This is a genomic window from Streptomyces sp. NPDC102437, assembly GCF_044765565.1.
Classification (GTDB): Bacteria; Actinomycetota; Actinomycetes; order Streptomycetales; family Streptomycetaceae; genus Streptomyces.
Genome location: NZ_JBIWKI010000015.1, coordinates 170,842 through 197,388, shown reverse-complemented (window position 1 = coordinate 197,388; position 26,547 = coordinate 170,842). Strand labels below are relative to the sequence as shown.

General features: G+C 71.9%; 16 protein-coding genes, 2 tRNA genes, 2 pseudogenes and 1 riboswitch. Of the genes and pseudogenes, 7 read left to right on the top strand and 13 right to left on the bottom strand.

Annotated elements, in window-relative coordinates; translation table 11 throughout:
* Window positions 1-458 precede the first annotated feature (458 nt).
* On the top strand, window positions 459-2,471 hold the full coding sequence (locus tag ACIRJP_RS21335; protein WP_404176259.1) for a sigma-70 family RNA polymerase sigma factor: 2,013 nt from the start codon (window positions 459-461) through the stop codon (window positions 2,469-2,471).
* Here the strand turns inward: ACIRJP_RS21335 and ACIRJP_RS21330 are convergent.
* Together ACIRJP_RS21330 and ACIRJP_RS21325 are read right to left on the bottom strand one after the other, a co-directional pair.
* A pseudogene (locus ACIRJP_RS21330) lies at window positions 2,458-6,053 on the bottom strand (BTAD domain-containing putative transcriptional regulator). The gene ACIRJP_RS21335 and the pseudogene ACIRJP_RS21330 overlap by 14 nt on opposite strands.
* 50 nt (window positions 6,054-6,103) lie before the next feature.
* Window positions 6,104-8,215 carry an asparagine synthase-related protein gene (locus tag ACIRJP_RS21325; protein ID WP_404176256.1) on the bottom strand — a complete coding sequence of 704 codons (2,112 nt, stop codon included), beginning with the start codon at window positions 8,213-8,215 and terminating at the stop codon, window positions 6,104-6,106.
* Window positions 8,216-9,443: 1,228 nt separating this feature from the next.
* On the opposite strand from ACIRJP_RS21325, the gene ACIRJP_RS21320 reads away from it, so the two are divergent.
* From ACIRJP_RS21320 to ACIRJP_RS21305, 4 genes are all read left to right on the top strand, one after another.
* Window positions 9,444-11,189 carry a sporulation protein gene (locus tag ACIRJP_RS21320; RefSeq protein WP_404176253.1) on the top strand — a complete coding sequence of 582 codons (1,746 nt, stop codon included), beginning with the start codon at window positions 9,444-9,446 and terminating at the stop codon, window positions 11,187-11,189.
* Window positions 11,190-11,303: 114 nt separating this feature from the next.
* Window positions 11,304-12,560, top strand: a complete 1,257-nt coding sequence (gene lhgO / locus ACIRJP_RS21315; protein ID WP_404176250.1) for an L-2-hydroxyglutarate oxidase — start codon at window positions 11,304-11,306, stop codon at window positions 12,558-12,560.
* Between the two features lie 4 nt (window positions 12,561-12,564).
* Window positions 12,565-13,449 (top strand): tRNA (guanosine(46)-N7)-methyltransferase TrmB, encoded by an 885-nt coding sequence (gene trmB / locus ACIRJP_RS21310; protein ID WP_404176294.1) that lies wholly within the window; start codon window positions 12,565-12,567, stop codon window positions 13,447-13,449.
* 66 nt (window positions 13,450-13,515) lie between these two features.
* Complete coding sequence (locus tag ACIRJP_RS21305; protein WP_404176291.1) at window positions 13,516-15,075, top strand: PrsW family intramembrane metalloprotease; 1,560 nt, start codon at window positions 13,516-13,518, stop codon at window positions 15,073-15,075.
* A gap of 38 nt (window positions 15,076-15,113) precedes the next feature.
* Here the strand turns inward: ACIRJP_RS21305 and ACIRJP_RS21300 are convergent, their stop codons facing one another.
* The 6 genes from ACIRJP_RS21300 to ACIRJP_RS21275 all read right to left on the bottom strand — a co-directional run bounded on the left by ACIRJP_RS21300 (window position 15,114) and on the right by ACIRJP_RS21275 (window position 20,640).
* Window positions 15,114-16,058 (bottom strand): aldo/keto reductase, encoded by a 945-nt coding sequence (locus ACIRJP_RS21300; protein WP_404176248.1) that lies wholly within the window; start codon window positions 16,056-16,058, stop codon window positions 15,114-15,116.
* A gap of 126 nt (window positions 16,059-16,184) precedes the next feature.
* A complete protein-coding gene (locus tag ACIRJP_RS21295) occupies window positions 16,185-17,279 on the bottom strand; it encodes a M23 family metallopeptidase (RefSeq protein WP_404176245.1) in 1,095 nt (364 codons plus the stop codon).
* Between the two features lie 11 nt (window positions 17,280-17,290).
* Window positions 17,291-17,443, bottom strand: a riboswitch (cyclic di-AMP (ydaO/yuaA leader).
* Window positions 17,444-17,716: 273 nt separating this feature from the next.
* Complete coding sequence (locus ACIRJP_RS21290; protein ID WP_404176242.1) at window positions 17,717-18,877, bottom strand: PP2C family protein-serine/threonine phosphatase; 1,161 nt, start codon at window positions 18,875-18,877, stop codon at window positions 17,717-17,719.
* 171 nt (window positions 18,878-19,048) lie between these two features.
* A tRNA-Met gene (locus ACIRJP_RS21285) sits at window positions 19,049-19,122 on the bottom strand.
* A 15-nt stretch (window positions 19,123-19,137) separates the two neighbouring features.
* A complete protein-coding gene (locus ACIRJP_RS21280) occupies window positions 19,138-20,355 on the bottom strand; it encodes an SPFH domain-containing protein (protein ID WP_404176239.1) in 1,218 nt (405 codons plus the stop codon).
* Window positions 20,356-20,418: 63 nt separating this feature from the next.
* The gene (locus ACIRJP_RS21275; protein ID WP_404176236.1) at window positions 20,419-20,640 is read right to left on the bottom strand and encodes a hypothetical protein; all 222 of its coding nucleotides are present in this window, start codon (window positions 20,638-20,640) and stop codon (window positions 20,419-20,421) included.
* A gap of 266 nt (window positions 20,641-20,906) precedes the next feature.
* On the opposite strand from ACIRJP_RS21275, the gene ACIRJP_RS21270 reads away from it, so the two are divergent.
* Together ACIRJP_RS21270 and ACIRJP_RS21265 are read left to right on the top strand one after the other, a co-directional pair.
* Window positions 20,907-21,326, top strand: a complete 420-nt coding sequence (locus ACIRJP_RS21270; RefSeq protein ID WP_358946467.1) for an SHOCT domain-containing protein — start codon at window positions 20,907-20,909, stop codon at window positions 21,324-21,326.
* Window positions 21,327-21,483: 157 nt separating this feature from the next.
* Entirely contained in the window at window positions 21,484-22,893 is a 1,410-nt protein-coding gene (locus tag ACIRJP_RS21265; protein WP_404176232.1) for an FAD-binding oxidoreductase, read from the top strand.
* A gap of 140 nt (window positions 22,894-23,033) precedes the next feature.
* Here the strand turns inward: ACIRJP_RS21265 and ACIRJP_RS21260 are convergent, their stop codons facing one another.
* The 5 genes and pseudogenes from ACIRJP_RS21260 to ACIRJP_RS21240 all read right to left on the bottom strand — a co-directional run.
* Window positions 23,034-23,399, bottom strand: coding sequence for a hypothetical protein (locus ACIRJP_RS21260; protein WP_404176229.1), 366 nt, complete (start codon window positions 23,397-23,399; stop codon window positions 23,034-23,036).
* A gap of 1 nt (window position 23,400) precedes the next feature.
* On the bottom strand, window positions 23,401-23,886 hold the full coding sequence (locus ACIRJP_RS21255) for a TetR/AcrR family transcriptional regulator (protein WP_404176226.1): 486 nt from the start codon (window positions 23,884-23,886) through the stop codon (window positions 23,401-23,403).
* A gap of 477 nt (window positions 23,887-24,363) precedes the next feature.
* A tRNA-Lys gene (locus tag ACIRJP_RS21250) sits at window positions 24,364-24,436 on the bottom strand.
* 91 nt (window positions 24,437-24,527) lie between these two features.
* On the bottom strand, window positions 24,528-26,051 hold the full coding sequence (locus ACIRJP_RS21245; protein WP_404176223.1) for an amino acid permease: 1,524 nt from the start codon (window positions 26,049-26,051) through the stop codon (window positions 24,528-24,530).
* Window positions 26,052-26,277: 226 nt separating this feature from the next.
* Window positions 26,278-26,547 (bottom strand): annotated as a pseudogene (locus tag ACIRJP_RS21240) (RNA helicase); the annotation flags it as partial.

Genomic DNA, 26,547 nt, shown 5'->3' with positions numbered 1-26,547 from the left:
CGCCCGGCGCCGCGGCGTGCCGCGAACTGCGCCCGGCCTGCTGCCTGTTGCCTGTTGCCTGCCGCGTCAGGCTGCTGCTGCGCTCCGGGTCGGTGGAGGCGGGCGGCATGAATGGTTGATGTGGCCCGTTTTGATGGGGCCTTGGCCGATGGTCCGTCATCACCCGAACTTTGTCGCACCGGCGTACGCGGCCGTCTCTCGCACTGCCGGAATGCGTGCCCTCTTCCCGCCTCAGCGCGCCCCGGCACGCCCGGCGCTCTCGAATCGCGGACTGCGGCGGCAACTCACCCACGCAGAAAGCGATTACCCAGCTTTCCCCGAATGAATGGCTGCTAGTACTCACATTCGGAAAAACGCCCCGGATGAGTGGTTGCGGAGGCTGAGAGGCCGACGTGATTGCGCCATGTGGCACCCTTGCCCGATATTCGGGTCCGACAGCGCATACGGGGGCTACCGCGATGAGCGGTGACGGGCAGCAGGAAGAGTCGTTCGACGACGTCTCCGTCGTGGGCGGTGTCACGGAGACCGGTGGGCCGGCCGCCAGGCAGGTACCGAGTCAGGCCGGACCCGGGTGGACGAGCAGTGACAGCGAGGACGGCACCGTCCTGCCGGGTCCGCGGCCGGCACCGGTCGACCCCGGCCCCGGGGCCGATGTCGCGGTGCCCAGGCAGCGGGAAGGCGGCAGCAGTGTCACCGCCGGCGCCTCCGGCACCGCGCCCTCCGACGCCGATCTGATCCGGCAGATGCGGGACGGCGACGACCTCGCGTACGAGGAACTCTTCCGACGGCACTCCGACGCGGTGCGGCGCTACGCGCGCAGCTGCTGCCGGGACGCCCACACGGCCGACGACCTGACGGCCGAGGTCTTCGCCCGCACACTGCAGGCGGTACGGCGGGGCAAGGGGCCCGAGGAGGCCGTACGCGCCTATCTCATGACGGCCGTCCGCCATGTCGGCGCCGCCTGGACCAAGACCGCGAAGCGGGAGCATCTGGTCGACGACTTCGCGGTGTTCGCCGCGCAGGCGTCCCAGGCCTCCCAGGTGTCGGACGCGGACACGCTCGCTCTCGGTGCCGATGTGCTGGCGATGCACGACGCCGAGCAGTCGATGGCCATGCAGGCGTTCCGCAGTCTGCCGGAGCGCTGGCAGGCGGTGCTGTGGCACACCACCGTCGAGGACGAGCCGCCCAGTGAGATCGCCCCGCTCTTCGGGCTGACCGCCAATGCCACGGCGGTGCTGGCCAGCCGGGCTCGCGAGGGGCTCAAGCAGGCCTATCTCCAGGCGCATGTGAGCCAGGCCCTGACCGCGGGCGGAGACTGTGCGCGTTACGCCGACCGGCTGGGCGCGTACGCCCGTGGCGGGCTCCGTATGCGGGCCGAACGCGGCCTGCGCGGGCACCTGGAGGAGTGCTCGAAGTGCCGGCTCGCCGCAGGCGAACTGACCCATGTCAACGCCGGGATTCCCGCGCTTCTGCCGGTCGCGGTCATCGGCTGGTTCGCCGCCGGGTACAGCCTCAAGGCCGCCGGGATCGTCGCCGGAGGCGCGGCGGGAGCCGCGGGTGCGGGTGCCGCCGCGGCGGCCACCGGAGCGGCGGCCACCGGAGGAAGCTCCGGTGGCGCGGCCGGTGGCGCCGTCACCTCGGAGGGGCTCGGTGCCCCGGCGAAGGCCGGCATCGCGGCGGCGGTCGTCGTGGCCGCCGCGGCCGGGCTGGTCTGGGCGCTGGTCGGCGACGACCAGCCGAAGCCCGAGGCCAGGACCGCGACGAAGCCGGCTGTCGTGGCGCCGCCTGCGCCGACCCCGCCGTCCAAGCCCGAGCCTGAGCCGACACCGCCTCCGAAGCCCGCTCCGCCCGCGCCCCCGGCGCCGACCCCGCCCCCCGAGCCCGAGCCGAAACCGACACCACCTCCGAAGCCCGCTCCCAAGCCGAAGCCACCCGCGCCGAAGCCTGAGCCGACGCCCACGCCCACGCCGACGCCGACGCCCACGCCGACGCCCACCAGGACTCCGCCTCCAACGCCCCCGCCGCCCCCCGCGCCGACCGTCTATCAGGTCAGCGAACTCAGCTACTCGCTCCTGGGCGACCACACCGAACCGGAGGTGGTGCTCGGCGAGAGCAGCTGGGTCTGGCAGCGCTCCAACGTGTCGATCGGCGGCACGACATACGCGCACGGGGTCACCGTCAACAGCAGTTCCTCGGTCACCATCCAGCTGAACAAGCAGTGCACGCGCTACGAGGCGATGGTCGGGATCGACGACATGACGATGGGGCTCGGCTCGGTGCGCTTCTCCGTCTTCACCGGCGACGGGGCGCGGCTCTGGCAGTCGCCCGTGATGAACGGCGACGACCCGGCCGTGCCGGTGGGCGTCGGTATCGCCGGCCAGAAGAGCATCCGGCTCGTCGTCGAGCGAGCCCGCCCCGGTGGAGTCATGGCCCTCGCCGACTGGGCGAATTCGAGGATCAGTTGCCGGTGAGCCGGTCCGGGACGAGGCCGGAGGTGAAACCCGGTGCTTCCACGTGCCCCGGAGCCTCCCCGCGCTCCAGGACGTCCACGCCCGCCGGAGCCTCCGGGAGTTCCTCGGTGATGCGGGTCAGGAGTTCGATGACGTCGTCGAGCGCCAGCGCGCGGCCCGCGGCGCGCTCGGACTCGTACAGCTGAGGGCCCAGCTCCTCGCGGGCCTGCCGCTCGGCCTCGTCCACCTCGGCCTGTTGCACCTCGGTCCTGGGGCTGAACAGGCGCCAGCCGTCCGCCGCCGCCAGGATCCGTACGGCGGCCCGGTGGTGGCCCACCTTCGGCAGCGCGGTCGCCACGCAGTCCGCCAGATGCCCGGTGACGAGCTCGGCGCACTGGGCGTCCCGCGCCCCGCGCAGCGCCGCCGTCAGACCTCGTACGCCCGCCGCCGGGCCACGGCCGGGTCCCGGTTCGTGCACCGTGATCCGGGCGGCCAGCCCCTCGACCACGGCGCTGAAGTGCGACGGCGGGCTGCCCCGCCCGATCACGTACGCCGCCTCGGTGACCAGCTGCCGCGCCCGAGCGATCTCCCCCTGCTCCAGGGCCGCGGTGGCGCGCAGGAAATGGATGTAGGCGCGGGCGTCGTGCACCTGGTAGCGGTCCGCCTCGCGCTCCGCCTCGCTCAGGCTTCGCTCGAAATCCGCCATGTCCCCGGTCCGGTAGTCGAGTTCCGCGACGCGGGCGAGAAGGAACGGTGCCTCGGCGTACGCCCCGACCTCGCGGGACAGCAGCAGCGCCTCCTCGTACGCCGTCCGGGCCTGCGTGAACCGTCCGCGCATCACGCCCGCCTCCGCGGCCGCGCTCGCCACCTGCGCGCGGATCCAGCGGTCGCCGACGCGGCGGCTCAGCTCGCGCAGCTCCGCGAGATCGGCGTCGACCCCGGGCATGCCGCCCGGCATGTCGACGACCATGTGAGTACGGAACATCAGGGCGAGGCAGTACTCCCAGGCGCCGCCGTGGATCCGGGCGTTGTCCACCACCGAGTCGATCAGCGCGTGGGTCTCGGTGGTCGTCCGGGTCGCGAACAGGGCCATCGGCCAGAGCATTCCGGGGAAGCGGGCGGACTGCGGGCCCGAGGGCCTGAACGCCTCGGTCACCCGGTCCATCACCGCCCGGAAGCGGTCGTCACCGTGGACGGCCTCGGCCGGCCCGGTCTCCACGGCGAGGAAGTACCGCAGCATCTCCAGATGCATGCGCGGCCAGTAGCGGGGGTCGCCGGGACCGTCCGGCTCCGACCCCAGCGCCACGGCACGCTCGGCCCAGGTGCGCCCCTCGGAGCGGAAGTTGCGCAGCCACCAGAACCACCCCATGCCGAGAACCAGCCGTACGGCTTCCGCTTCGGACGGGCAGGTGACGACGGTCCGGTGGAGGGCTGCCCGGATGTTGTCGAGTTCCCTCTCCAGGCGTTCGATCCAGAGCAGCTGGTCGCCGGAGCGGATGCGGGGCTCGGCCCGCTCGACGAGTGCGAGGAAGTACGCGGTGTGCGCGTTCGCGGCGGCGGCGCGTATCTCCGGGACCTCGGCGGCACGTTCGGTGGCGTACTCGTGGATGGTCTCCAGGAGGCGGTAGCGCATCTCGCCGGAGGCGGTCGGGGCCGCGACGACGAGGGACTTGTCGACGAGAGCACCGATCAGGTCGGCGGTGGGGAGCCGGGCGGGGCCGGGCCCGCCGGGCACGGTTCCGCCGGGGATCGGCGCGGTTGTGGAGACCCCGGGGGTGGAGATCCCAGGTGTGACGACGGCTTCCGCGGCCTGCAGGTCCCAGCCGCCCGCGAAGACGGAGATCTGCCGCAGCGCCGTGCGTTCGTCCTCGTCCAGGAGGTCCCAGGACCAGTCGACGACGGCACGCAGTGTCTGCTGGCGCGGCAGTACGGTCCGGCTCCCGCCGGTCAGAAGCAGGAACCGGTCGTCGAGCCGGTCCGCGATCTGGCGCGGGCTGAGCATCCGCAGCCGGGCGGCGGCGAGCTCGATGGCGAGCGGCTGCCCGTCGAGCCGTCGGCAGATCTCGGCCACGGCGTCCGCATCGTGCCCGGCGTCGGAATCGGGGGCGAATCCGGGGCGTACCGTGCGGGCGCGCTCGGCGAACAGCCGGTGGGCGGGGTCGGGCGGGAGCGGACCGACCGGGCGTACGAATTCGCCGGGCACGCCCAGGGGCTCGCGACTGGTGGCGAGGATGCGTAGCTGTGGGCAGTGGGTGAGCAGGGTCTCGGCGAGGGTGGCGGCCGCTTCGATGACGTGTTCGCAGTTGTCCAGGATGAGCAGGAAGGGGCGGATGCGGGAGCAGTGCGCCAGGTGCTCGACGAGGAGGTCGGCCGGGTCGGTGCGCGGCAGCTGTCCGTCGCGGTTGTTGTCGCGGAGGAGGGCCGTCTCGCGCAGCCCGAGAGCGGAGAGTACGGCTCCGGGTACGTCGGCGGGGTCGTCCACGGAGGCGAGCTCGGCGATCCAGGCATCCGTGTCGGACGCGTCGAGTGTTTCGGATGAGCCCGATGCGTCGGACGATTCGGCCTTGAGTGCCGGTTGCCCGCCGTGCGCCGCGGCCTCCTCGGCGAGCCGGGTCTTGCCGGAGCCGCCGGGGCCGGTGAGGGTGACCAGGCGGGAACGGGCCAGATCGGCGCGTATGGACCGCAGTTCGGGCTCGCGCCCGACGAACGAGGTCAGCCGGGGCCGCAGATTGCCGTGCACGACGGCGGGGCCGGACCCGTCGGGCGGAGGCTGCCGGCGCATCGCCACCGGCCGCGCAGCCGTCGCGGACGGCACCTGTGGCGGGGCCAGCAGCTCCCGGTGCAGCGCGATCAGTTCCGGCCCGGGATCGGCCCCCAGACCGTCGGCCAGGACGTGGCGGGCGTCCTCGTAGGCGACCAGCGCATCGGCCTGGCGGCCCTCGGCGCGCAGGGCGCGGATCAACTGGGCCCGGAAGCGTTCGTCGTACGGGTGGGTGGCCGTCAGCTCCATGAGCTCGGGCACCAGGGCGCGTTGCTCCGCGCCCGGTCCCGCGCCCAGGCCGACGCCCGGCTCCGTTCCGCCGACCGGGCCCGTCGCCGCGCACCGCAGATCGGCTTCGATACGGCGTTCCAGCGCGGCCAGGCGGTGGGCTTCGGGGCGCAGGGCGTGGCCGTGGTCGCGCTCCGGCAGGTCGGCCAGTGCGGGGCCGCGCCACAGGGCGAGCGCGGTACGGAGCGTGCGCGCGGCCGTCACTGGGTCGCCCGCGTCGAGCTCCTCGGCCCCCTGGCGGGAGAGCCGCTCGAACACGTGCAGATCGACCTCGTCGGGCCCGGCCGCCAGACGGTAGCCCCCGGTGGCGCTCGTGATCGCGTCCTTGCCCAGCACCCGGCGCAACCTGCCCACCAGGGCCTGGAGCGCGGCGGGAGCGTCGTGCGGGGGGGGTCGGCGGCCCATACGTCGTCCACCAGGTCGGCGACGGGGACGGGGCGTCCGGCGCGCAGTGCGAGGGCGGCGAGGAGAGCGCGCAGCCGCGTACCGCTCACGGGCAGGGCACTGCCGTTCTCGTCTCGGGCCTCGGTGACGCCCAGGATCAGATACCGCACCGAGCCATTGTGTCCCGCGGGCTCAGTGAGCGCGTGTCCGTTCTCCGCGCCTACCGCTGCAGCGTCCGCCTGGCAGGGACGACGCCGCCCGCGACGGCGCGCTGGCGGGGCGCCGCCGTGCCTGTCCAGCAGGTGCCGCGCCGCGACACCAGGCGGCGGAGCCAGAGCTCCGTGGACGCCAGGTGCGCGAGGCCGTCAAGCGGGAGCGGTTCGCCCTCGGAGGCCGCGCGCAGAGCCTTCCGTACGACACGGGCCTCGACCAGGCCGGCGTCGGCGAGCAGCGGGGCGTCGAAGAGGGCGATCAGCTCCGGGAGGGCGGCGCGCAGGCCGGTGCGGGCGGTCGCGTTCGAGGTGGCGAGGGAAGGGGTGCCCCAGCCCGGCGGCAGATCGTGGATGCCCGCGCCCGCGAGCACCCGGCGCAGGATCGCGGCGCGGGCGCCCGGCTGGACCCGGAGCGATTCGGGGAGCGCGCGGGCGGCGCGTACGACCTGGTTGTCGAGGTACGGGGCGTGCAGCCGCTGGCTGCGGTTCTCGGCGGCCTGCTCCAGGATCCGGTGGTCGGAGGCGTACCGGGCCAGGGCGGCCCTGGCGCGGGCCTCGCCGGGACGCTGGACGGAGACGGGGCGGATGGCCGCCTCCTGGAGCCGGACCGACACCTCGGCGAGCGCCTCCCCGGTGAGCCAGCGGGCGGCGGGTCCGGGCCGCGACCAGGCGAGGGCGGCCAGCGAGGCGTCGGCGGGGGTGTCGAGGTCGGGGGCGTTCCGGTTGGCGTCCGGCAGCCGGCCGGCCGCCGCTTCCAGGCCGGTGCGGTACGACGTACGGGACAGGCGGCGGGCCGCCCGGTAGACGGTGAGCGGAACGAACAGGGAGTGCGCGCTCGGGCCCTCCGCCCTGGCGAGCGCGGCGACCGGGCGCAGCAGATGGCGTCGGCGACGGTCCATCAGCAGGTCGGCGAGGCGGGCCGGGTGGGCGTCGAGCACCTGGCGGGCTCCGCCGCCGACGAAATGGTCGGCGCTGCCCGAGGCGAGGCGCCGGCGGTGGCGCTCGGCGACGACCAGGGACGGGGCGGGTTCGTCGGTGAGCGGGCCACCGCCCAGGTCGGCGTAGGGCAGGGCCTCCTCCCCGGCCGCGACGACCACATGGTGCAGGCGCGGGTTGGCGGCGATGACGCGGGCGCGTTCCAGTTCGTCCTCGTGTCCGCGCGCGGTGAGGTCGTTCAGGGTGACGGCGAGCAGCCGCTCCCCCGCGCCCGTGCCGTGGCCGAGGAGGGTGCCGGGCAGGCCCGGCAGTCCGGCGGCGAGCAGGGCGAGGGTGGCGGAGGCGCTGCCTCCTGAAAGGTCGGCGCCGATGCCGGGGACCGGAGCGCCGCGGGCGGCGCGCCGGTCGGCGGGGCCCATGCCGGGGACCGGGCCGGGGTCGGGCGGCAGGGTCTCGGGCGCGTGGCGCGGGGCCAGGAGCCTGGCGCGTACGGCTTCCACCAGTGCGTCGCGTACGCCTTCGACGGCGCTGACCGGGTCGACTTGGGGCGCGGCCACGGCGAGCGAGGCCACCGCCTCGTAACCGGTGATCTCGCGCGAGCCCTCGCGGAGGATGAGCGCGTGGCCCGGCGGGATGCGTTTCACTCCGGCGTACGGGGTGCCGTCGCGCAGCGCCTCCGGTGTTTCGGGGCAGGCGAGCAGGGCGGCCAGGTGGCCGATGTCGAGCTGGGCCTCGATGAGGTCGGCGAGCGGGAGCGCGGCGGTGGCGTACGCCGTGCCGCCCGCCCAGGGCGTGTGGAAGACCGGGCGGGCACCGGCGAGGTCGCCGATGACGGTGATCCGGCGGCCGATCTGGACGATGGTCGTGTAGCTGCCCGGCCAGGAGGTGAGGTGTCGCAGGGCGCCGCCGCGGGCGGCGAGGAGGCCGGAGCGCAGCTGTTCGTCGGTGGCGCTGCAGCAGCCGAGGACGGCCATCCGGGCGGTGGGCGCACCCCCGGCGGTCTCGGCCGTGGTGATCCGGATCTCGTCGGGGCGCCAGTCCCCGACGGCCCAGAGCGGGTCCGGGTCGCCCCACAGGAGCTGGGAGCCCACGGGGTGCATCGTGCGCCCCTCGTCACTGGGTCCGACCGCCCCTGCCGTGCCGAAGCTCGCGGCGATACTGCTCCACCCCACCAACCAACGCATCGCCGCCTCCACAGGCTGTGGACAAAACGGCGCAGCAGGAAAGTATCGGGTGAACACCGGTAACGCGCGGCGCCGTTGCGAACATGCTGCCACGACAACGGCGCGCAGGAGGGGCTACGAACGGCGCACGTCGGAAGGGCATGCGCCCCTGGCAAAGGCCGGGACGGGCCGGAGGCCGGGCGGAAATCCGGGCCGGCCTCCGGCGTGTACACACCCGCCGGGAGGCAGGCACCGCTTCGACGGCGGGACGCCTCGTTCGGCCGCCGCCAAGCACCTCAGCCACCAACTGACTTACGGCACAGGTCCGTTACCTTCCACGTACGAGCGGAATCCACCAGCTGAAATCCGGCCACACTGAAGCCGCACCCGAGCCACCTTGGACCGTTCGCGGGCCGTCGGCGGACACCCCTCCGGCGGTCGGCGAGATGTCCGCGAAACGGGCGGACCAACCTCGGAGGACCGACGACATTCGGCCATTCTTGGAACGGGTTGGAACCTCGCAATGAGGCACTCGCCGCATCAGAAGTCCCCTTTCGCCCCACTTCATTCCACGATCGTTCCCGGGCGTCTTCCGGAGCCCTCCAGCGCCCCTCGAAACCGCGCGGCAGCCGCGAATGATCTCCGCCGGGGCCGCCGACGCACAGTCCGGGAGGTGTCGTTCACCTCCCGGACCGGTCCGCCGCCTGCGGGGAATGAGGCGGCAGTGTCCCCCAGCCCACTGGGTCCTGTGCAGTGGGCCGACCCACGCAGCACTCATGGAAACGCTTCCGAAACAGCCGGACGAGAGCGCACGGCCGGGCGCACGGCCACACACCAGGAGCACGTCCGCGACTCGCCGCACGGCGGCCGGCACCACGCACGGACGACGCCCCCCACGTGCCGTTCCCGTGCGCCGCCGAGCAGCGTTCCGGGCCCCGCCGACCCGGCGCCGGGACCGCCTCCAGGACCCGCCCGGTCCGCGTCCGATCCCCGTCCGGGTCGCGCTCGATCCGCTGCCCGCCTCCTCACGGACAACAATCCCGCCATACGGACGTCTGCCCCTTAACGGTAGGGATGCGGCGAACTACGCTGGGTTTACTGAGGTTCTCTGCAGGAGGCATATTCCTCGGGGCTCGGCCATATGCGTGTGCGGCCGGAGTGCCGGGGGCCGTCGCTGGGGAGGACACGGTACGAATGCCGCGCGCCGCAACGGTGACGCGGCGGCCGTCTGTGTGTCGAGGGGTGGCGCATGTCCAGGGAGCAACGCGGACCGAACGAGAAGCTCGGAACCGTTCTCGCCCTCGCGGGAATCAGCAACGCCGGGCTCGCCCGGCGGGTCAATGACCTCGGGGCGCAGCGCGGTCTGACACTTCGGTACGACAAGACCTCGGTGGCCCGGTGGGTCTCCAAGGGCATGGTGCCGCAGGGCGCCGCGCCCCATCTCATCGCTGCGGCGATCGGCGCCAAGCTCGGCCGGCCGGTCCCGCTGCACGAGATCGGGCTCGCGGACGCCGACCCGGCGCCGGAGGTCGGCCTGGCCTTCCCGCGCGACGTGGGCGAGGCGGTCCGTTCGGCGACCGAGCTGTACCGGCTGGATCTGGCTGGGCGGCGGGCGGGCAGCGGCGGGATCTGGCAGTCGCTCGCGGGTTCGTTCTCGGTGAGCGCGTACGCGACGCCCGCGTCCCGCTGGCTGATATCCCCCGCCGACGCGACGGTGGAACGCGACGCGACGGCAGCCGGGGCACCCGCCTTCGGCACCCAAGGCGCACGGGGCGCACACAGCGGCGCGGAGGCGCAGAGCCCGCCGGGCAAGGCGGCGCAGAGTGCAGTGACGGCGCCGCCCGGCGCCCCGGCCGCGCTGAACGCACAGGCGGCCCGGACAGCGCTCGGAACGCTGGGTGCACTGGGCACGCGGCAGGCACCCGCCATCCCCGCCCAGCCCCGCCCGGAAGCCGCACCGGCATCGGCGTCCGCACTGGTATCAGCGTCGGTGCCGGCACCGGTATCAGCGCCGGCACCGGCACCCGTATCCACCACCATCCCCGCCACCGTCGGCTCCACAAGCGACATCTCCCCGCTGCGGGTCGGCCACAGCGATGTCTCCAAGCTGCGCGAGGCGGCCCAGGACGCCCGCCGCTGGGACTCCAAGTACGGCGGCGGGGACTGGCGCTCCTCCATGGTTCCCGAGTGTTTACGGGTCGACGCCGCACCGCTGCTGCTCGGTTCGTACAGCGACGAGGTGGGCCGGGCGCTCTTCGGCGCAGCGGCCGAACTGACCAGGCTCGCCGGGTGGATGGCCTTCGACACCGGCCAGCAGGAGGCCGCGCAGCGCTACTACATCCAGGCGCTGAGACTCGCGCGGGCGGCAGCCGACGTGCCCCTGGGCGGCTACGTGCTCGCGTCCATGTCGCTCCAGGCGACCTACCGCGGCTTCGCCGACGAAGGGGTCGACCTCGCGCAGGCCGCCGTCGAGCGCAACCGGGGACTCGCCACAGCCCGCACCATGAGCTTCTTCCGCTTGGTGGAAGCGCGTGCCCATGCCAAGGCGAACGACGCGTCGGCCGCGGGGTCCGCGCTGAAGGCCGCCGAGAGCTGGCTGGAGCGCTCCAGGGACGGTGACGCGGACCCGTCCTGGCTCGGTTTCTACTCGTACGACAGGTTCGCGGCCGATGCCGCGGAGTGCCACCTCGACCTGAAGGCACCACGGCAGGTGCGGCGCTTCACCGAGCAGGCGCTCTCCAGGCCCACCGAGGAATTCGTCCGCTCGCACGGGCTGCGGCTCGTGGTGTCGGCGGTGGCCGAGCTGGAGTCGGGCAACCTGGACGCGGCCTGCGCCGCCGGTACCCGGGCGGTGGAGGTGGCGGGCCGCATCTCCTCGGCCCGGACCACGGAGTACGTACGGGACCTGCTGCACCGGCTCGAACCGTACGGTCACGAGCCGCGCGTCGCCGAGCTGCGCGAGCGGGCCAGGCCGCTGCTGGTGGCGCCCGCGTAAACGGAATCTCACGCTCCAGGAGCCGGGCCGTAAAGATTCGGCGCCACGCTGGGCCACGCTGGTTTGAGTGCGTTGTCAGTGGGTCAGTGCACTATCGGGGTGGGAGGTGGCGTGATGATGACGCGCGCGGCGTACGACTGCGATGTGCTGGTGATCGGCGGCGGGATCGTCGGGCTGTCGACGGCGTATGCGATCACACGCACCGCTCCGGGCACCCGGGTGATGGTCCTGGAGAAGGAGTGGGGCCCGGCCCGGCACCAGACCGGGCGCAACAGCGGAGTGATCCACAGCGGCATCTATTACCGTCCCGGCTCGCTCAAGGCCCGCTACGCGGTGCGCGGCGCCGCCGAGATGGTCGACTTCTGTGCCGAGCACGGCATCGCCCACGCGGTGACCGGCAAGCTGATCATCGCGACCGAGCGGTCCGAGTTGCCCCGGCTGCACGCCCTGGTCCAGCGCGGCCGGCAGCACGGACTGCCGGTGCGCGAGCTGGGCCCCGCCCAGATCACGGAGTACGAGCCACAGGTGAGCGGGCTCGCCGCGATCCGGGTCGGTTCGACCGGGGTGTGCGATTTCGGTGCGGTCGCGGCCCGCTTCGCCGCCGAGGTGAGCGGCGCCGGCGGGGTGATCCGTTACGGGGCGGAGGTCACCGCGATCGACCGGCGCCCCTGGGGCGTGGCGGTGCGTACGGCGGACGGCCCGGTGGTGCGGGCCCGCGTGCTGGTCAACTGCGCGGGGCTGCACTGCGACCGGGTGGCCCGGCTCGCGGGCGACGACCCGGGCATGCGGATCGTGCCCTTCCGGGGTGAGTACTACGAGCTGGCGCGGCCGGAGCTGGTGCGCGGCCTGGTCTATCCGGTGCCCGACCCGGCGTTCCCGTTCCTCGGGGTCCATCTGACCCGGGGCCACGACGGCAGCGTCCACGTCGGGCCGAACGCGGTGCCGGCGCTGGCCCGCGAGGGGTACGGCTGGCCGATCGTGCGCCCGCGCGAGCTCGCGGACACCCTGGCCTGGCCAGGTACCTGGCAGATCGCCCGCAGGCACTGGCGGTACGGGGCGGGCGAGGTGCGCCGTTCGCTGTCGAAGCATGCCTTCACCGAGGCCGTGCGGCGGCTGCTGCCGGAGGTGACGGAGGACGATCTGAGGCCGGCCCCGGCCGGGGTCAGGGCCCAGGCCGTGCTGCGGGACGGCACCCTGGTGGACGATTTCCTCATCCGCGAGGCCCCGCACACCGTCCATGTGCTGAACGCGCCGTCGCCCGCCGCGACGGCCTCGCTGCCCATCGGGCGGGAGGTGGCACGCAGGGCGCTGCTCCGGGCACGGGAGACGGGGTGGAGACCGCCCGCCGTAGAATCGGGGCATTGTGTCTGAGCCCATGAACGCCTCCGAGAACCCCTCCGAGAACTCCCCCGGGAGCTCCTGCGAGCACGTCTCCTCGTCCGCTGCCGAGGCCCCGTCCACCGCCGGAGTTCCGTCCGCTGCCGGAATCCCGGACGATCTGCGCGCCGCCTCCTTCGAGCGGCAGCGCAGGCTGCGTCAGGAGCCGCGCTTCCCGGGCGGGCCCGCCATCGACCCGGCCGGCTCGCACCACGAGCGCCGGATCCGCAGCTTCCAGCCGCGCCGCAGCCGCGTCACGCCCGGCCAGGAGGACGCCCTGCTGCGGCTCTGGCCGAAGTGGGGCCTGGACATCGACGGGCAGCGCGTCCTCGACCTGCCCGAGCTGTTCGACGGGCTCCCGGTGGTGCTGGAGATCGGCTTCGGGATGGGCGAGGCCACCGCGCAGATGGCCGCCGACGACCCCGGCACGGGCATCCTCGCCGTCGATGTGCACACCCCCGGCCAGGGCAATCTGCTCGGCCTCGCGGACCGGAACGGCCTGTCCAACATCCGGGTGGCCAACGGCGACGCGATCATCCTGCTTCGCGAGATGCTCAAGCCGGACTCGCTGGACGGGCTGCGGGTGTACTTCCCCGACCCCTGGCCCAAGAAGCGCCATCACAAGCGGCGGCTGATCCAGCCGGAGTTCCTCGATCTGGTGGCGCAGCGGCTGAAGCCGGGGGCGGTGATCCACTGTGCGACCGACTGGGAGCCGTACGCCGAGCAGATGCTGGAGGTGCTCACCGCGCACCCCCTCTTCGAGAACACCGTGGCGGACGGCGGCTACGCGCCCCGGCCCGCGTTCCGGCCGCTGACCCGGTTCGAGGGGCAGGGCCTGGACAAGGGCCATGTCGTGCACGACCTGCTCTTCGCGCGCAGCTGAGACGGGGCCGTGGGCGCGGGCGCCCCATGGTCAGGTGTCAGTGCTGCTGGTTAGGGTCATTGCGTGGTGTCCGACGGGTCTGTCCAGCAGCAGTCGCAGCCGGCCGTCCCGCTCCTCGAGGAGCAGCGGGTCGGCGAGATCCTGGCTGCCGTGCCGGAGCGCAGGCACTGGCGCTACCGGCCGCGCCGGGTGGGCATGGTGTGGCGCAGCCGGACGTTCCGCCTCGCGGCGGTGTTCACGGTGCTCGCGCTCTGCGGTCTGGCGATCCTGGCCCTGGTCCGCGATCAGACGGGCACTCAGGGTTTCCTCGTCGGCCTCGGCCTCGCCGTGCTGCCCGTGCCGCTCCTGCTGGCGGCGTTCCGCTGGCTCGACCGGGTCGATCCGGGCCCCTGGCGAAATGTGCTGTTCGCCTTCGCCTGGGGTGCGTTCGCCGCAGCTCTGGTGGCGATCCTGGCGAATTCGTTCGCGACCCGCTGGATAGCCACGACCACCGCGGACCCGTCGAACGCCGACACCCTCGGCGCCACGGTCATAGCCCCGGTCGTAGAGGAGAGCGCCAAGGCCGCCGCGGTCCTGCTGATCTTCCTGTTCCGAAGACGGGAGTTCAACGGGATCGTCGACGGCGTCGTGATCGCCGGCATCACCGCGAGCGGCTTCGCCTTCACGGAGAACATCCTCTACCTCGGCAACGCCTTCGGGCAGGACCAGCAGATCGGCACCTCGGGCGTCGTATCGGTGACGGCCGCGACGTTCTTCGTACGGGCGGTGATGTCGCCGTTCGCACACCCGCTCTTCACAGTGCTGACCGGCATAGGTTTCGGGCTCGCCGCGGCGAGCGCCCGGCGCCGGCGGGTCCGCCGCTTCCTGCTGCCGCTGCTGGGGCTCGTCCTCGCCATGGGCATGCACTCGCTGTGGAACGGTTCGGCGGTCTTCAGCCCGTACGGCTTCTACGCCGTGTACGCGGTGTTCATGGTCCCGGTTTTCGGCCTGGTGACCTGGCTGGCGATCTGGTCGCGCCGGCGGGAGCTGCGCACCCTCGCCGCCGAGCTGCCCGCCTACGCCGCGGCGGGCTGGCTGAGCCCGGCGGAGCCGCTCGCCCTCTCCTCGATGCGGGCCCGCGGCCTGGCCCGCGACGCGGCACGCCGCCAGTACGCCGTCACCGCCCGGGGGAGCCGGGCGATCCCCTACGGGCCCGGATGGGCCCCTGGGGCCGCACCCGGACCCGTGCCCGGGCCCGCCCCCTGGCCCTCTGCGCAAACAGCGGCGCAGGTCGAGGCCACGGCGAAGGCCCAGGGAAAGGCGGCCGCCCAGGCCGTCGCCGAGTACGAATCGTTCGCGATCTCACTGGCTTCGCTGCGTCTTCAGGCCCGCCGCGGGGCGGCCGGCCCGGACTTCACCGATCGTGAGCTGGAGCTGCTGCACCACCTCTGGCAGCGCAGAGAGGTGGCCGCCCCCGCCCTGGCGTACGCGGCACAGGCGGCGGGGCTCCTGCGCCCTCACCGTCTGCCGTCACCCCCGTACGCCCGGCCGTTCCCTCCGCACGCGCAGTACGGCGCCTACCTCAACGCCCCCGCGCCCGGACCCGGCTACAACCCCTACCTGTTGCCGCAGCAGCCACCGCACTAGGACAGCAGCGGCCGGACGCGGTCAGGCGGCAGGCACGATCAGGCGGATGCCTCGGTGAGTTCGGCCAGTTCCTGCTCGGTCAGGGTGAGGTCCGCGACGGCCAGCAGCGCGGGCAGCTGCTCGACCGTACGGGCCGAGGCGATCGGCGCGGCCACGGTCGGCCGGGAGGCGAGCCAGGCCAGCGCGACGGTCGCGATCTCCGCACCGCGCTCCTGGGCAACCTTGTCCAGCGCGGCCAGGACCTTCTGACCGCGCTCCGACTCCAGGTGCCGACGGGCGCCCTCTACCCGCGCGCTCTCCACCGACGTGCCCGGACGGTACTTACCCGTGAGGAAACCGGACGCCAGGGCGAAGTACGGCACAGCGCCGAGCCCGGCGCGGGCCACCGTGTCCTGGAGCTCGCCCTCGTACGTGTCGCGGGAGACCAGGTTGTAGTGCGGCTGCAGGGCGACGTAACGGGCCAGCCCCTCGCGCTCCGAGAAGTCCAGGGACGCCCGGAGCCGCGCGGGGCCGATGTTGGAGGCGGCGATCTCGCGGACCTTGCCCTCCCTCACCAGCTGGTCCAGGGCGGTGATGATGTCCTCGACCGGCACGGTCTCGTCGTCGAAGTGCGTGTAATAGAGATCGATGTACTCGGTGCCGAGCCGGCGCAGTGATTCCTCGGCCGCGGCCTTGATGTTGGCGGGCGCGAGCCCCTGGTACCGGGGGTGGGTACTGACCTTCGTGGCGACGACGATGTCGGAGCGGTTGCCGCGCGCGGCCAGCCACTTGCCGATGACGGTCTCGGACTCGCCGCCCTCGTTGCCCGGGACCCAGGCGGAGTACCCGTCGGCGGTGTCGACGAAGTTGCCGCCCGCCGCGGCGTACGCGTCCAGCACCGCGAACGACTGTGCCTCGTCGGCGGTCCAGCCGAAGACGTTGCCGCCGAGAGCGAGCGGGAAGACCTGGAGGTCGGAAGGGCCCAGCTTACGAAGTGAAGTCATAAGTGAATCAACGGATTCCGGATAACTCGCTATTCCGAATCACTCATGAGGCCGCCCGCGACCGACCGCCCACAACAGACCGGCAGCCCTGACGTCGGGGGGTGAGCGTCAGGACCGCCGGTGTTCTCAGGGGTTGAGGCCCTTGCCGCGGAGCCAGGCCATCGGGTCGATGCCCGTACCGGAGGCGGTGTGGACCTCCAGGTGGAGGTGGGGTCCCGTCACGTTGCCGGTCGCGCCGACCCGGCCGATGGTGTCCCCGGTGCTGACCTTCTGGCCGACGCTCACGCCGATCGAGGACTGGTGGCAGTACCAGATCTCCGTACCGTCCTCCAGCTCCAGCACGGTGCGGTAGCCGTACGAGCCGGCCAGGCCCGCCGACTTGATCGTGCCGCCGTGGACGGCCTTGATCGGGGTGCCGGTCGGAGCGGCGAAGTCGAGGCCGGTGTGGTAGCCGGAGGACCACATCGAACCGGCCTGGCCGTAGGTCGAGGTGATCGTGTACGAGAAGGTCGGGATGGCGTAGCTGGCGGCGAGCTTGGCGAGCCGGGCGGCCTCCGCCTTCTTCTTGGCCTCCTCCTCCGCCTTCTTCTTCTCGGCGGCGACCTTGGCCTTGGCCTCGTCCTGCTGCTTCTGGGCCTCGGCGGCCGCCTTCTCCGCGGCCTTCTTCTCCTCGGCCGCCTTGGCCTCGGCGTCGGCGGCGTCCTGCTGCTGCTCGGCCTGCTGGAGGATGCGGGCGCGGAGCGCCTCGCCCGCGTCCGTCGTGCCCTGCTCGGCCTCGGCGGTGGTGATTCCGGCGGTGGTGAGCGGGGCGGTGGCGGCCGCGACCTGGGTCTTGTCCGCCTCGGAACCGTCGGTGAACAGGGCGCCCACGCCGGGAAGGGACTTGGCGTCGGGGAGGTTGTCCGTGATGGCGTCGGGCATGGAGATGGAGACCGGCGGCTTGCTCTGCGCGGAGGCCATGCCACCCGCGCCGACCGCCGCTATGACGCCGACACCCAGCACCGTGGAGCTACGGGCGAGACCGTTGCGCTGCTTGGCGACGCGGTGCCTGCCGCGCACGGGGCGGACGGTCTCCTCGGTGGGGTTCCACTCGTCCCAGCCGCGGTCGGGCTCACTGGTGAACTCACCCGTGAAATTGCCGGTGAAGTCGCCTTCGGGCCCGGTGCCGTAGTCGTGATCGAACCGGGACGGGGCCTCGGGGGCAGGCTTGTTGGACGCCACGGGGGCGCACTCCTTTCCTTCCTTCTCGCCTACCGGGTTAGCTGACGGGTTCGGAGCAGGAAGGTCTCCTACGGGCCCCTCCGTCTCTCACGAGACACAGGTGTCCGATTCACCCCATGTAGGTGGTTCCCCGGTTCCCTTGCGGAATTCGGCGCTCGCGCACGGCGCCGCCACTGATGACGGCTGGGACGACCGCGCTGCGTTATCGAACGTTAATAGACACCGGGGCCGTATTCCAAGCTGTTCCCACTGATCGTTCACTTCCTTGGCCTGGACTTTACGGGACACAAGCGGGTGGAACCGGACGAGTTGACCGACCTTCAGTCACTACCCCGTTTCTGACGTTGCGTCAAACGTTATGCGGAGCGGCGCCTTTCGATTACGCACGGTGGCATCGGCCCGCCACGCCACCGTCCCTGTCCGTCCCTTCCGTCTTTTCACGTCTCCTCAGCACCGACGATCCGCACGGTCCTTCGCCGGTCCGGCTGCCCCTCGGCCGGACGTGCGACCGCGAGCAACGCCATGTCGTCGGTCGTCTCGCCGCCCGTGTGCAGGCGCACGTCATCGGTCAGGGCGGACAGCAGCTCCTCGGGCCCCGGGAAGATCCGCCCGCGCAGCCGGGCCGCCGGATCGTAGAAGACCCCCTCGGCGTCCCTCGCCTCGGAGAGGCCGTCCGTGTAGAGGAGCAGCGTCGTCCCGGCCGGCAGATCCCACTCGTCCGTGCACTCCGGCCACGCTCCCAGCCCCATCCCGATCGGCAGCGCGGGCACGGAGGGCTTCAGCACCTCCAGCGCCCCGTCCGGATGCAGCAGGATCGGCTCGGGGTGCCCGCGGTTGACGATCCGCACCAGGGGCAGCCCGTACGGGATCTCGGCCAGCACGGCGGTGATGAAGCCCTCCAGCACATCGAGCCCGCCCCGCCGCGCCTCCTCCCGCGCCAGCGCCCGCTCCAGCCGCCGCGCCACCCCCTCCAGCGAGGATTCCTGCTCGGCCGCCTCGCGGAAGGCCCCGATGACCACCGCCACCGTCTCGACGGCGTCGAGCCCCTTCCCCCGTACGTCACCGACCACCAGCCGCACCCCCTGCGGGGTGTCCGCCACGGCGAACAGGTCACCGCCGACGAACTCGTCCGCCTGTGCCGCCTCGTACCGCGCCGCGACATGCAGTCCGCCGATCCGGTCGGCCGGCTGCGGCAGCACCGCGCGCATGGCCGTCTCCGCGATGTACCGCGCGGAGGCCAGCTGCTCGTTGCCGCGCCGCACGACCCCGTTGATCACCACCGCAAGGACCGAGACGGTGGCCAGGGTGAGCAGCTCGATCAACGGCACGGCCTCCGGCAACGAGCTGGTGTACAGCCGCAGCGCGATGACGGCCAGCATCGCGGCGATAGCGGTGCGGACAGTGCTGGCCAGCGAGAAGAACGGGGCGGCGATCAGCGGAGCGGCCACGAACAGCGGGATGGCCGTGAAAATCGGCGGGGTGAGGGCGTCGAACACCAGCCCGCCGAGAATCATCAGGGCGGGCAGCATCCGTACGAACCGCCGGGTACCGGCACCGCCCCCGACATGCTTGCCGCGCCGCCTCTCCCGCTTCCACACCTGTGGTCTCCTGCCCGGTACGCGCGCGGCTGCGGACGGTACCGCGCCCCACCCCCAGGCTCGCCGGACCGGAACGGAGCGGCGAATCCTCTTCGGCCAATGGGGGGAATGGGCACAGCAAAACGAATCAGGCCCGGCACGCTGCATGCGTGCCGGGCCTGAATTCTTCAGTAGCGGGGACAGGATTTGAACCTGCGACCTCTGGGTTATGAGCCCAGCGAGCTACCGAGCTGCTCCACCCCGCGTCGGTGAACACAACTCTACGGCATCTCCGGCGCCCTTTTGACCAATCGGGTCCGCCCGCCCTTCATTCCGTCCTCCTGCCGCTTCACCGGGTCCACGCCCCGTTGCAGCGAGTGGAGGATCGCCAGCCCCTGGCCGACGACGCCCGCCGCCAACTCGTTGACGCCATCGGTGCCGTTGAGCACGGTGAGGTCGGCGCCGGACATGCCCCGGGCGGCGGCGTCGGCCAGGGCGGGCAGGTTCTCCACGATGCGGTTGGCGGCGATGAGCTCCTGGTTGCCGTCACGCAGCGACGCGGCGCGCGCACTGTTGGCGTCGGCCTGCGCCTGGGCGAGGGTCCGTTCGGTGTACGCGTTGCCGTCCGCCTCGAACTTCGCCCGGTCCCGGGCCGCCTCCGCCAGGGTGCGCTGCCGGTACGCCTCGGCGTCCGCCGGGCGCCGGACCTCCGCCTCCAGCCGCTGCGCGGCGAGCGCGGCCTGCCGTTCGGCCAGCGCGGTCTGCTCCTCGATGACCTCCTGCGAGGCCCTGGCGCCGGCGAGCGGTCCGGCCTGTGCGGCGCGGGCGTTGTACTGCTCGGTCTCGGCGAGGAAGCCGGCCCGCTTGATCGCGGTGTCGCGTTCGTACTCCGCCTTGAGCGCGGCGGCCTGCTGCTCGCGCTGGCTGGCCTCCTGGTCGGCCTTGGCCTCGGCGATCCGGGCCTGGCTGGCGACCGCGGCGGCGTGCGGGGCCGCGAGGTTCTTGATGTAGCCGGTGGCGTCGTCGATCTCCTGGATCTGGAGGGCGTCCACGACGATGCCGAGTTTCTCCATCTCGCCGTGGCTGCCCGCGATGACCTCCTGGGAGACCCGGTTGCGTTCACGGATGATCTGCTCCACGGTCAGCCCGCCGACGATGGAACGCAGGTGCCCGGCGAAGATCCGCCCGACGAGTTCCTCCATCTGCTCCTGCTCGGTCAGGAAACGGCGGGCCGCGTTGGCGATGGACACGGCGTCGTCGCCGACCTTGAAGACTGCCACGGCCCGGACGTTGAGGCGGATGCCCTGCTGCGTCACGCAGTCCTCGGTGATCTCCGCCTCGCGCAGCGCCAGCGAGAGCATGCGCGCCTTCTGCTTCACCGGGAGCACGAAACTGCCGTGCCCGGTGACGATCCGGAACTGGGTGTCCAGGGTCTGCCGGCTCTTGGAACCGGAGATGAGCATCGCCTCGTTGGGGGCGGGAACGTGCCAGAAGAACATGGGAAGACTCCTGCCGTACGTCACTGCGTTTTTGGTGTACGCGACGGTTTCGGCTGTTCCGGCTCAGGACGGCAGGCGTTCCACGATCACGCCCCGCGCCGAGACCGCGTCGACGACCACCACGCGCGCGTCCCTGTCGATCGACGTCGCCGACCATGCGGTGTAGGCCTCGGACCCACCCCGTACGGCCACCAGTACCTCTCCCGGCCCACCGGGCGGGATCGGCACGGTCACGCGGCCGACCGCCCCGACCGGGCTCCGGGCGGACTCATCTGCCCTGTGCATGCGTCGCCCTCGCGAGCGTCCCCGTGAACGCCTGCTCACGCCGCTTCTCGTGCGGTGTCCCGCACCGCTTCATGGACACGAGGCGACCCCGCCTCCTGGAGGCCCGAGCCTCCCTCGACATCTCCACGGTACTCCGCGCCCACCCCGGTGGAACGGTGCCCGCGAGCGTCCGGCGACCGGCGAGCGAGGTGAGGTATGCGGTGGTATGACTGTTTTATCTTTTGATCTTCCGTCGCGATGAACTCGCGCTGATCTGGGAGCGACCCATGGACGACTACTCCTTGCTCGACCTCTTCTGGACCATGCTCTGGTTCTTCCTCTGGGTCATGTGGCTGTTCCTGCTGTTCAAGGTCATCACGGACATCTTCCGCAGCCACGACCTCAGCGGCTGGGGCAAGGCAGGCTGGCTGATCCTCACGCTGCTGCTGCCGTACATCGGCGTGCTGATCTACGTGATCGTGCGCGGCAAGTCCATGAGCAAGCGGGACATCAAGGAGGCCCAGGAACGTGACGCGGCCTTCAAGGCGTACGTACGGGAGGCCGCCGGCACCTCCGAAGCGGGCGGCGCCGACGCCACGAAACAGAAATCCCACGTCGACGACCTGGCGAAGCTCGCCGAGCTGAGGGACCGGGGCGCCATCACGGACGAGGAGTACCAGCGGGCGAAGACGAAGCTCCTGGTCTGACGCCCGCTCCGGCCGCGCCCCGGCGCGTATGTCTCCCTCCACGCGGTCCGGCGGACTGGCAACGCGCCAGGACCGCGGGGAGGCTTGAGACATCAGCCACGGCGGGAGGCCGAGCGGGGACGGTCCCCATCTCGATGTACGAGGAGATGGCCCGGCCATGAACGGCGCCACGCTCGAAACCCTGGACGCGATGCGGACGGCTCTGCGCGGGCCCGTCGTCGGCCCGCGGGACCCGGAGTACCGCGAGGCCCGCACCGTCCACAACGCCATGATCGACAAACGGCCGGCAGCGGTGGTGCGGTGCGCCGACGCGGCGGACGTCATGGCCGCCGTCGGCTTCGTACGGGACGCGGGCCTCACGCTCGCGGTCCGCGGCGGTGGCCACAGCGGTGCGGGCCTGTGCCTGGTGGACGACGGCGTCACCGTCGACCTGTCGCCCATGCGCTGGACGCACGTCGACCCCGCCGCGCGGACGGCCACGGTCGGCGGCGGCACCACGCTCGGCGACCTCGACCACGCCACCCACGCGTTCGGGCTGGCCACCCCCTCCGGAATCCTGTCGTCCACCGGCGTCGGCGGCCTCGCTCTGGGCGGCGGCCACGGCTACCTCACCCGCAAGTACGGCCTGACGATCGACAATCTGCTGGCCGCGGACGTGGTCCTGGCGGACGGCACGTCGGTGCGGGCGGACAGCACCACCCACCCCGACCTGTTCTGGGCGCTGCGCGGCGGCGGCGGCAACTTCGGCGTCGTCACCTCCTTCACCTTCCGGCTGCATCCGGTGGACACGGTGGGCGTCGCCATCACGCTCTGGCCGGTCGACCGGATCCACGACGTACTGCGCTGGTACCGCGACTTCCTGCCGCAGGCACCCGAGGACCTCAACGGCTTCTTCGCCGCGCTCACCGTGCCGCCGGGGCCCCCGTTCCCGGAGGAGATTCACGGTCAGAAGATGTGCGGTGTGGTGTGGTGCTGGACCGGCGACCCCGAACTCCTCGAAACCGCCCTCGAACCCGTCGAGGACCCCGGCCGGCCCGCGTTCCACTTCATGGCCCCGATGCCGTACACCGTCCTGCAGGCCATGTTCGACGAACTGCTTCCCCCGGGTCTGCAGTGGTACTGGCGCGGCAACTTCTTCGACCGGATCAGCGACGACGCCGTCGACGTGCACGCCAAGTACGCCGGGAACCTCCCCACCGCCCTGTCGACCACGCACCTGTACCCGGTCGACGCGGCCGCCCACCGGCTCGGCCCCGACGACACGGCCTGGGCCTACCGGGACGCGGTCTGGTCCGGTGTGATCGCGGGCATCGACCCGGACCCGGACAACGCCGAGCAGCTCAGGCAGTGGTGCGTCGACTACTGGGAGGAGCTGCACCCGCACTCCATGGGCGGTACGTACGTGAACTTCATCGGCGCGGGCGAGACCCCGGACCGGATACGGGCCACCTACCGCGACCACTACGACCGCCTGGCCGCGATCAAGCGCACCTACGACCCGCACAACTTCTTCCACGCCAACCAGAACATCCGACCGGCACCGTCACCGGGCACCCTGGATGAATGAGTGCGATGTCCGCCGCCAGGTGAGCTCCGAGCCGGTCGGTGACGAATCCTTCGAACTCCCGCCCGGCGACGAGGCGGCACAGGGTCGTCGCCGGACACGTACAGGGCCACCAGAAGGGCGTCCAAGCCGGAAGCCACGGTTCAGCCGCGGGTGATGGACTGTTCGATGAGGGCCACCGTGGCGCGGGGATCGTCGACCTCGATGACGAGGCGGTCGTAACTCTCGGTGTCGGCGAGTTCGATGACGACCGCCTTGTCGGGGTTCTTCACGTCCCAGAAGAGGCGTTCGCCGTCGCGGCGGAAGCGGCCGGCGGTGATCACACCGGGGAAGTAGGTGCCACCGACGCGGATACCTTTCGGTTCGCGGGCGATGCCGGGGTCGTGGGTGGCGCCACGCACGTGGGTGAGGGGGATTTCCAGGCGGCTCTTGAAAGTCCAGAGCTTGTCCAGGCCCTGGAATTCGGCGGTCAGCAGGCCGCGTTCGCGGTCGACGGAGATCAGGGCCATGTCAGTGCTCCTTGGGGGTGGTCGGCTGGGCGCGCAGGCGCAGGCGGGTACCGAGGACGGTGCAGGCGAGTTGAGGGGCGGCGTCACCGTGGGAGGGGCGCAGGGCGTCCTCCAGCGCGGTGATGCCTTCCGCGACCAGCGAGGCAACCTCTGGGTCGTGGGGGGCGCGTTCGGCGGCGGCAAGGAGCAGAAGTCCGGCGGCCGGGCCGTTGTCGTACGAGGCGATGGCCGCTGTCAGTGCGTGCGTTGGGTCGGTGAGGGTGGCGATGGCAGCGACGGCCGGGTGGATCTCGTGGTCGAGGTGGTTGCGCAGAGCGGTCAGATGCAGGCCCCGCTTGGAGCCGAAGACTTTGTAGAGACTGCCTCGGTGGATGCCTGTGGCTGTGACCAGGTCGTCCACCGAGGTGCCCTCGTAGCCGTGGGTGGCGAAGAGAGCGGCCGCGGTACTGACGGCCTGATCGGTGTCGAAAGCACGTGGTCTTCCCATGCCCATGACGGTATGCGATTAAAGAACGATCAGTCAAGAACGAGCGTTCTTTTACTGGAGGCGCACGGAAGCCGCCTCTTCTCCGGGGACGCCCCTGGCGATGATGCGGTGCTGTTCCGGGTCCGGCGGGCGCGAACGTCCTCGCGCAGGGGGCTCCCGTCCGACCGGGGGAACAGGCAATGGCTGATACCGCCGGCGTCGGCGATCACGTCGCCCGAAACGGTGGCCAGCGGAGCACACGCGGGGACGCCGTGGAGGCGAGGACGGGGAGGACGGGGAGATTACGTCGCAACCGTGCGAGCGGCACGTCCGTGACCCGCTTGAGGGCGAACTGACGGGAACCGCCCGGGCCGTCCGCGGGTAAGACTCACTCTTCCGCTCACGCACGCATTGCCGAACGGCGGAGCGCCCCGACCGGTCCGAACCGATCGGGGCGCTCCGCCGCAGGTCGGAGGGTTTTCCCTCCTCTGTCGCACGTAGGCCGTGTGGGACTCGAACCCACAACCAACGGATTAAAAGTCCGCTGCTCTGCCAATTGAGCTAACGGCCCTCGGCGAATCACCCCTGAGCATAGCCCGCCGGGGCCCGGCCGCCGATCGGGTATCGGTTACCGGGCCCCGTCAGGGTGGATTCCCGGTCCGTCAGACGGGGTCGTCCGGGGTGATCGTGCCCTTGTGTTCCGGTTTGAGGAACCAGTGCCTCGCCGATGCCAGCCACCAGGTCGCCGCGAAGCCCAGGACCACCAGCACCGCGACGGGCGCGTAGTTGAACGTCTCCCAGGTGACCGGCGAGAGCTGCGGCAGCATGAAGAGCACCGTGATGACCAGGACCCAGACCACCGCCACGATGCCGATCGGACGCGACCAGCGGCCCAGGTGCCAGGGGCCCGGGGTGAAGTCGCCGCCCCGGAGCAGGCGGAGCAGCGTGGGGATGACGTAGGCGATGTAGAGCCCGATCACCGCGATCGAGGTCACCGCCGCGTACGCCGTGACGTTGATCAGGTACGGGAGTCCCAGCGCGAGCGCGCCGGCCGCGGCGAGCCAGACCGCGGCGACGGGGGTGCGGGTGCGGGGGCTGACGGTGTGCCAGACGCGGGAGAAGGGCAGGGCCCCGTCGCGCGAGAAGGCGTAGATCATGCGGCTGTTGGCGGTCACGGACGCCATGCCGCAGAAGAGCTGGGCGCCGATCACGATCAGCAGCAGGAGCTTGCCGGTGGGGGCGCCGAGGGCGTCCAGCAGGATCTGGGCGGGCGGGGCGCCGGTCGGCGAGTTCAGCGCCCCGTCGTACGACTGGATGGCGAAGGTGAAGCCGAGGAGCAGGACGAAGCCCGCGATCCACGAGGTCCAGATCGACTGGACGATGCCCCTCGGGCCGGCCGTCGCCGCGTCGTGGGTCTCCTCCGTCATATGGGCGGAGGCGTCGTAGCCGGTGAAGGTGTACTGCGCCATCAGCAGCCCGATCATCACGACGTAGAAGCCGCTGCCCCAGCCGGTGTTGTTGACGAACTCGGTGAAGACGAAGGACGCCGACTGGTGCGAGTCCGGTACGAAGGTCAGGGCGCCCACGATGACGGCGACGCCGATGACGTGCCACCAGACGCTCACGCTGTTCAGGATCGCGACGATCCGCACCCCGAAGGTGTTGAGCAGGCCGTGCAGCAGCAGGATCGCGGCGAAGAGCAGGATCGTACGGACGGGGGTGACCCCGAAGCCGAACTGGAGGTTCAGGTACGCGCCCAGGAAGGACGCCGCCCCGAAGTCGATCCCGGCGGTGACGGCGACCTGGCCCAGGACGTTGAACCAGCCCGTGAACCAGGCCCAGGCCGCGGCCGAGCGCGGCGGGGCCAGCCGGTGGGCCCAGAAGTAGAGGCCGGCGGAGGTCGGGTAGGCCGAACAGATCTCGGCCATCGCCAGGCCGACGAACAGCGTCATCAGGCCGACCCCGACCCAGCCCCAGGTGATGACGGCGGGGCCGCCGGTGTTCATGCCGAAGAGGTAGAGCGTGAGGCAGCCGGAGAGCACCGAGATGATCGTGAACGAGACGGCGTAGTTGGAGAATGCCGACATGCGCCGGGCCAGCGTCTGCGTGTACCCGAGCTGCGCGAGGCGCTCCTCGTCGGAGACGCCCGGTGGTGGTGGTCGGTCCTCGCCTGTGTCGATTGTCATGCACCCAGCGATTCCCGTGTGACGCGGCGCACATGCGGCCGCCGGGGTCACGACTGGGAAACCCTGCCGGGGTACGGGGATGGGACGCAGCCCGCGCCGATCCCCATACCGAGGCCGCGGTGACGGACCGGGTCATCAAGAAAAGCGGGCCCGCTCGTGAAGAGCGGGCCCGCTTTCCGCAGACCTTTCGGCGGACCTTCAGCAGGTCCTCACCGCGTTACCGCGTTCAGCCGTTGCGCTTCCAGCGCGGCTTGTCGTCACGGCGACCGAAGGAGCCGGTGTTGGTGCCGGTGCCCCGGTGGTCGTCACGGCGGCCGGTCGGACGGTCGCCGCCACCGGAGCGGAAGCCACCGGAGGGGCGGTCGTCACGACGGTCGCGGTTGAACGGACGGTCGCTGCCACCGGAGCGGAAGCCACCGGACGGACGGTCGTCGCGACGGTCCCGGTTGAACGACGGACGGTCGTTGTCACGGCGGTCGAAGGAGCGGCCGCCCCG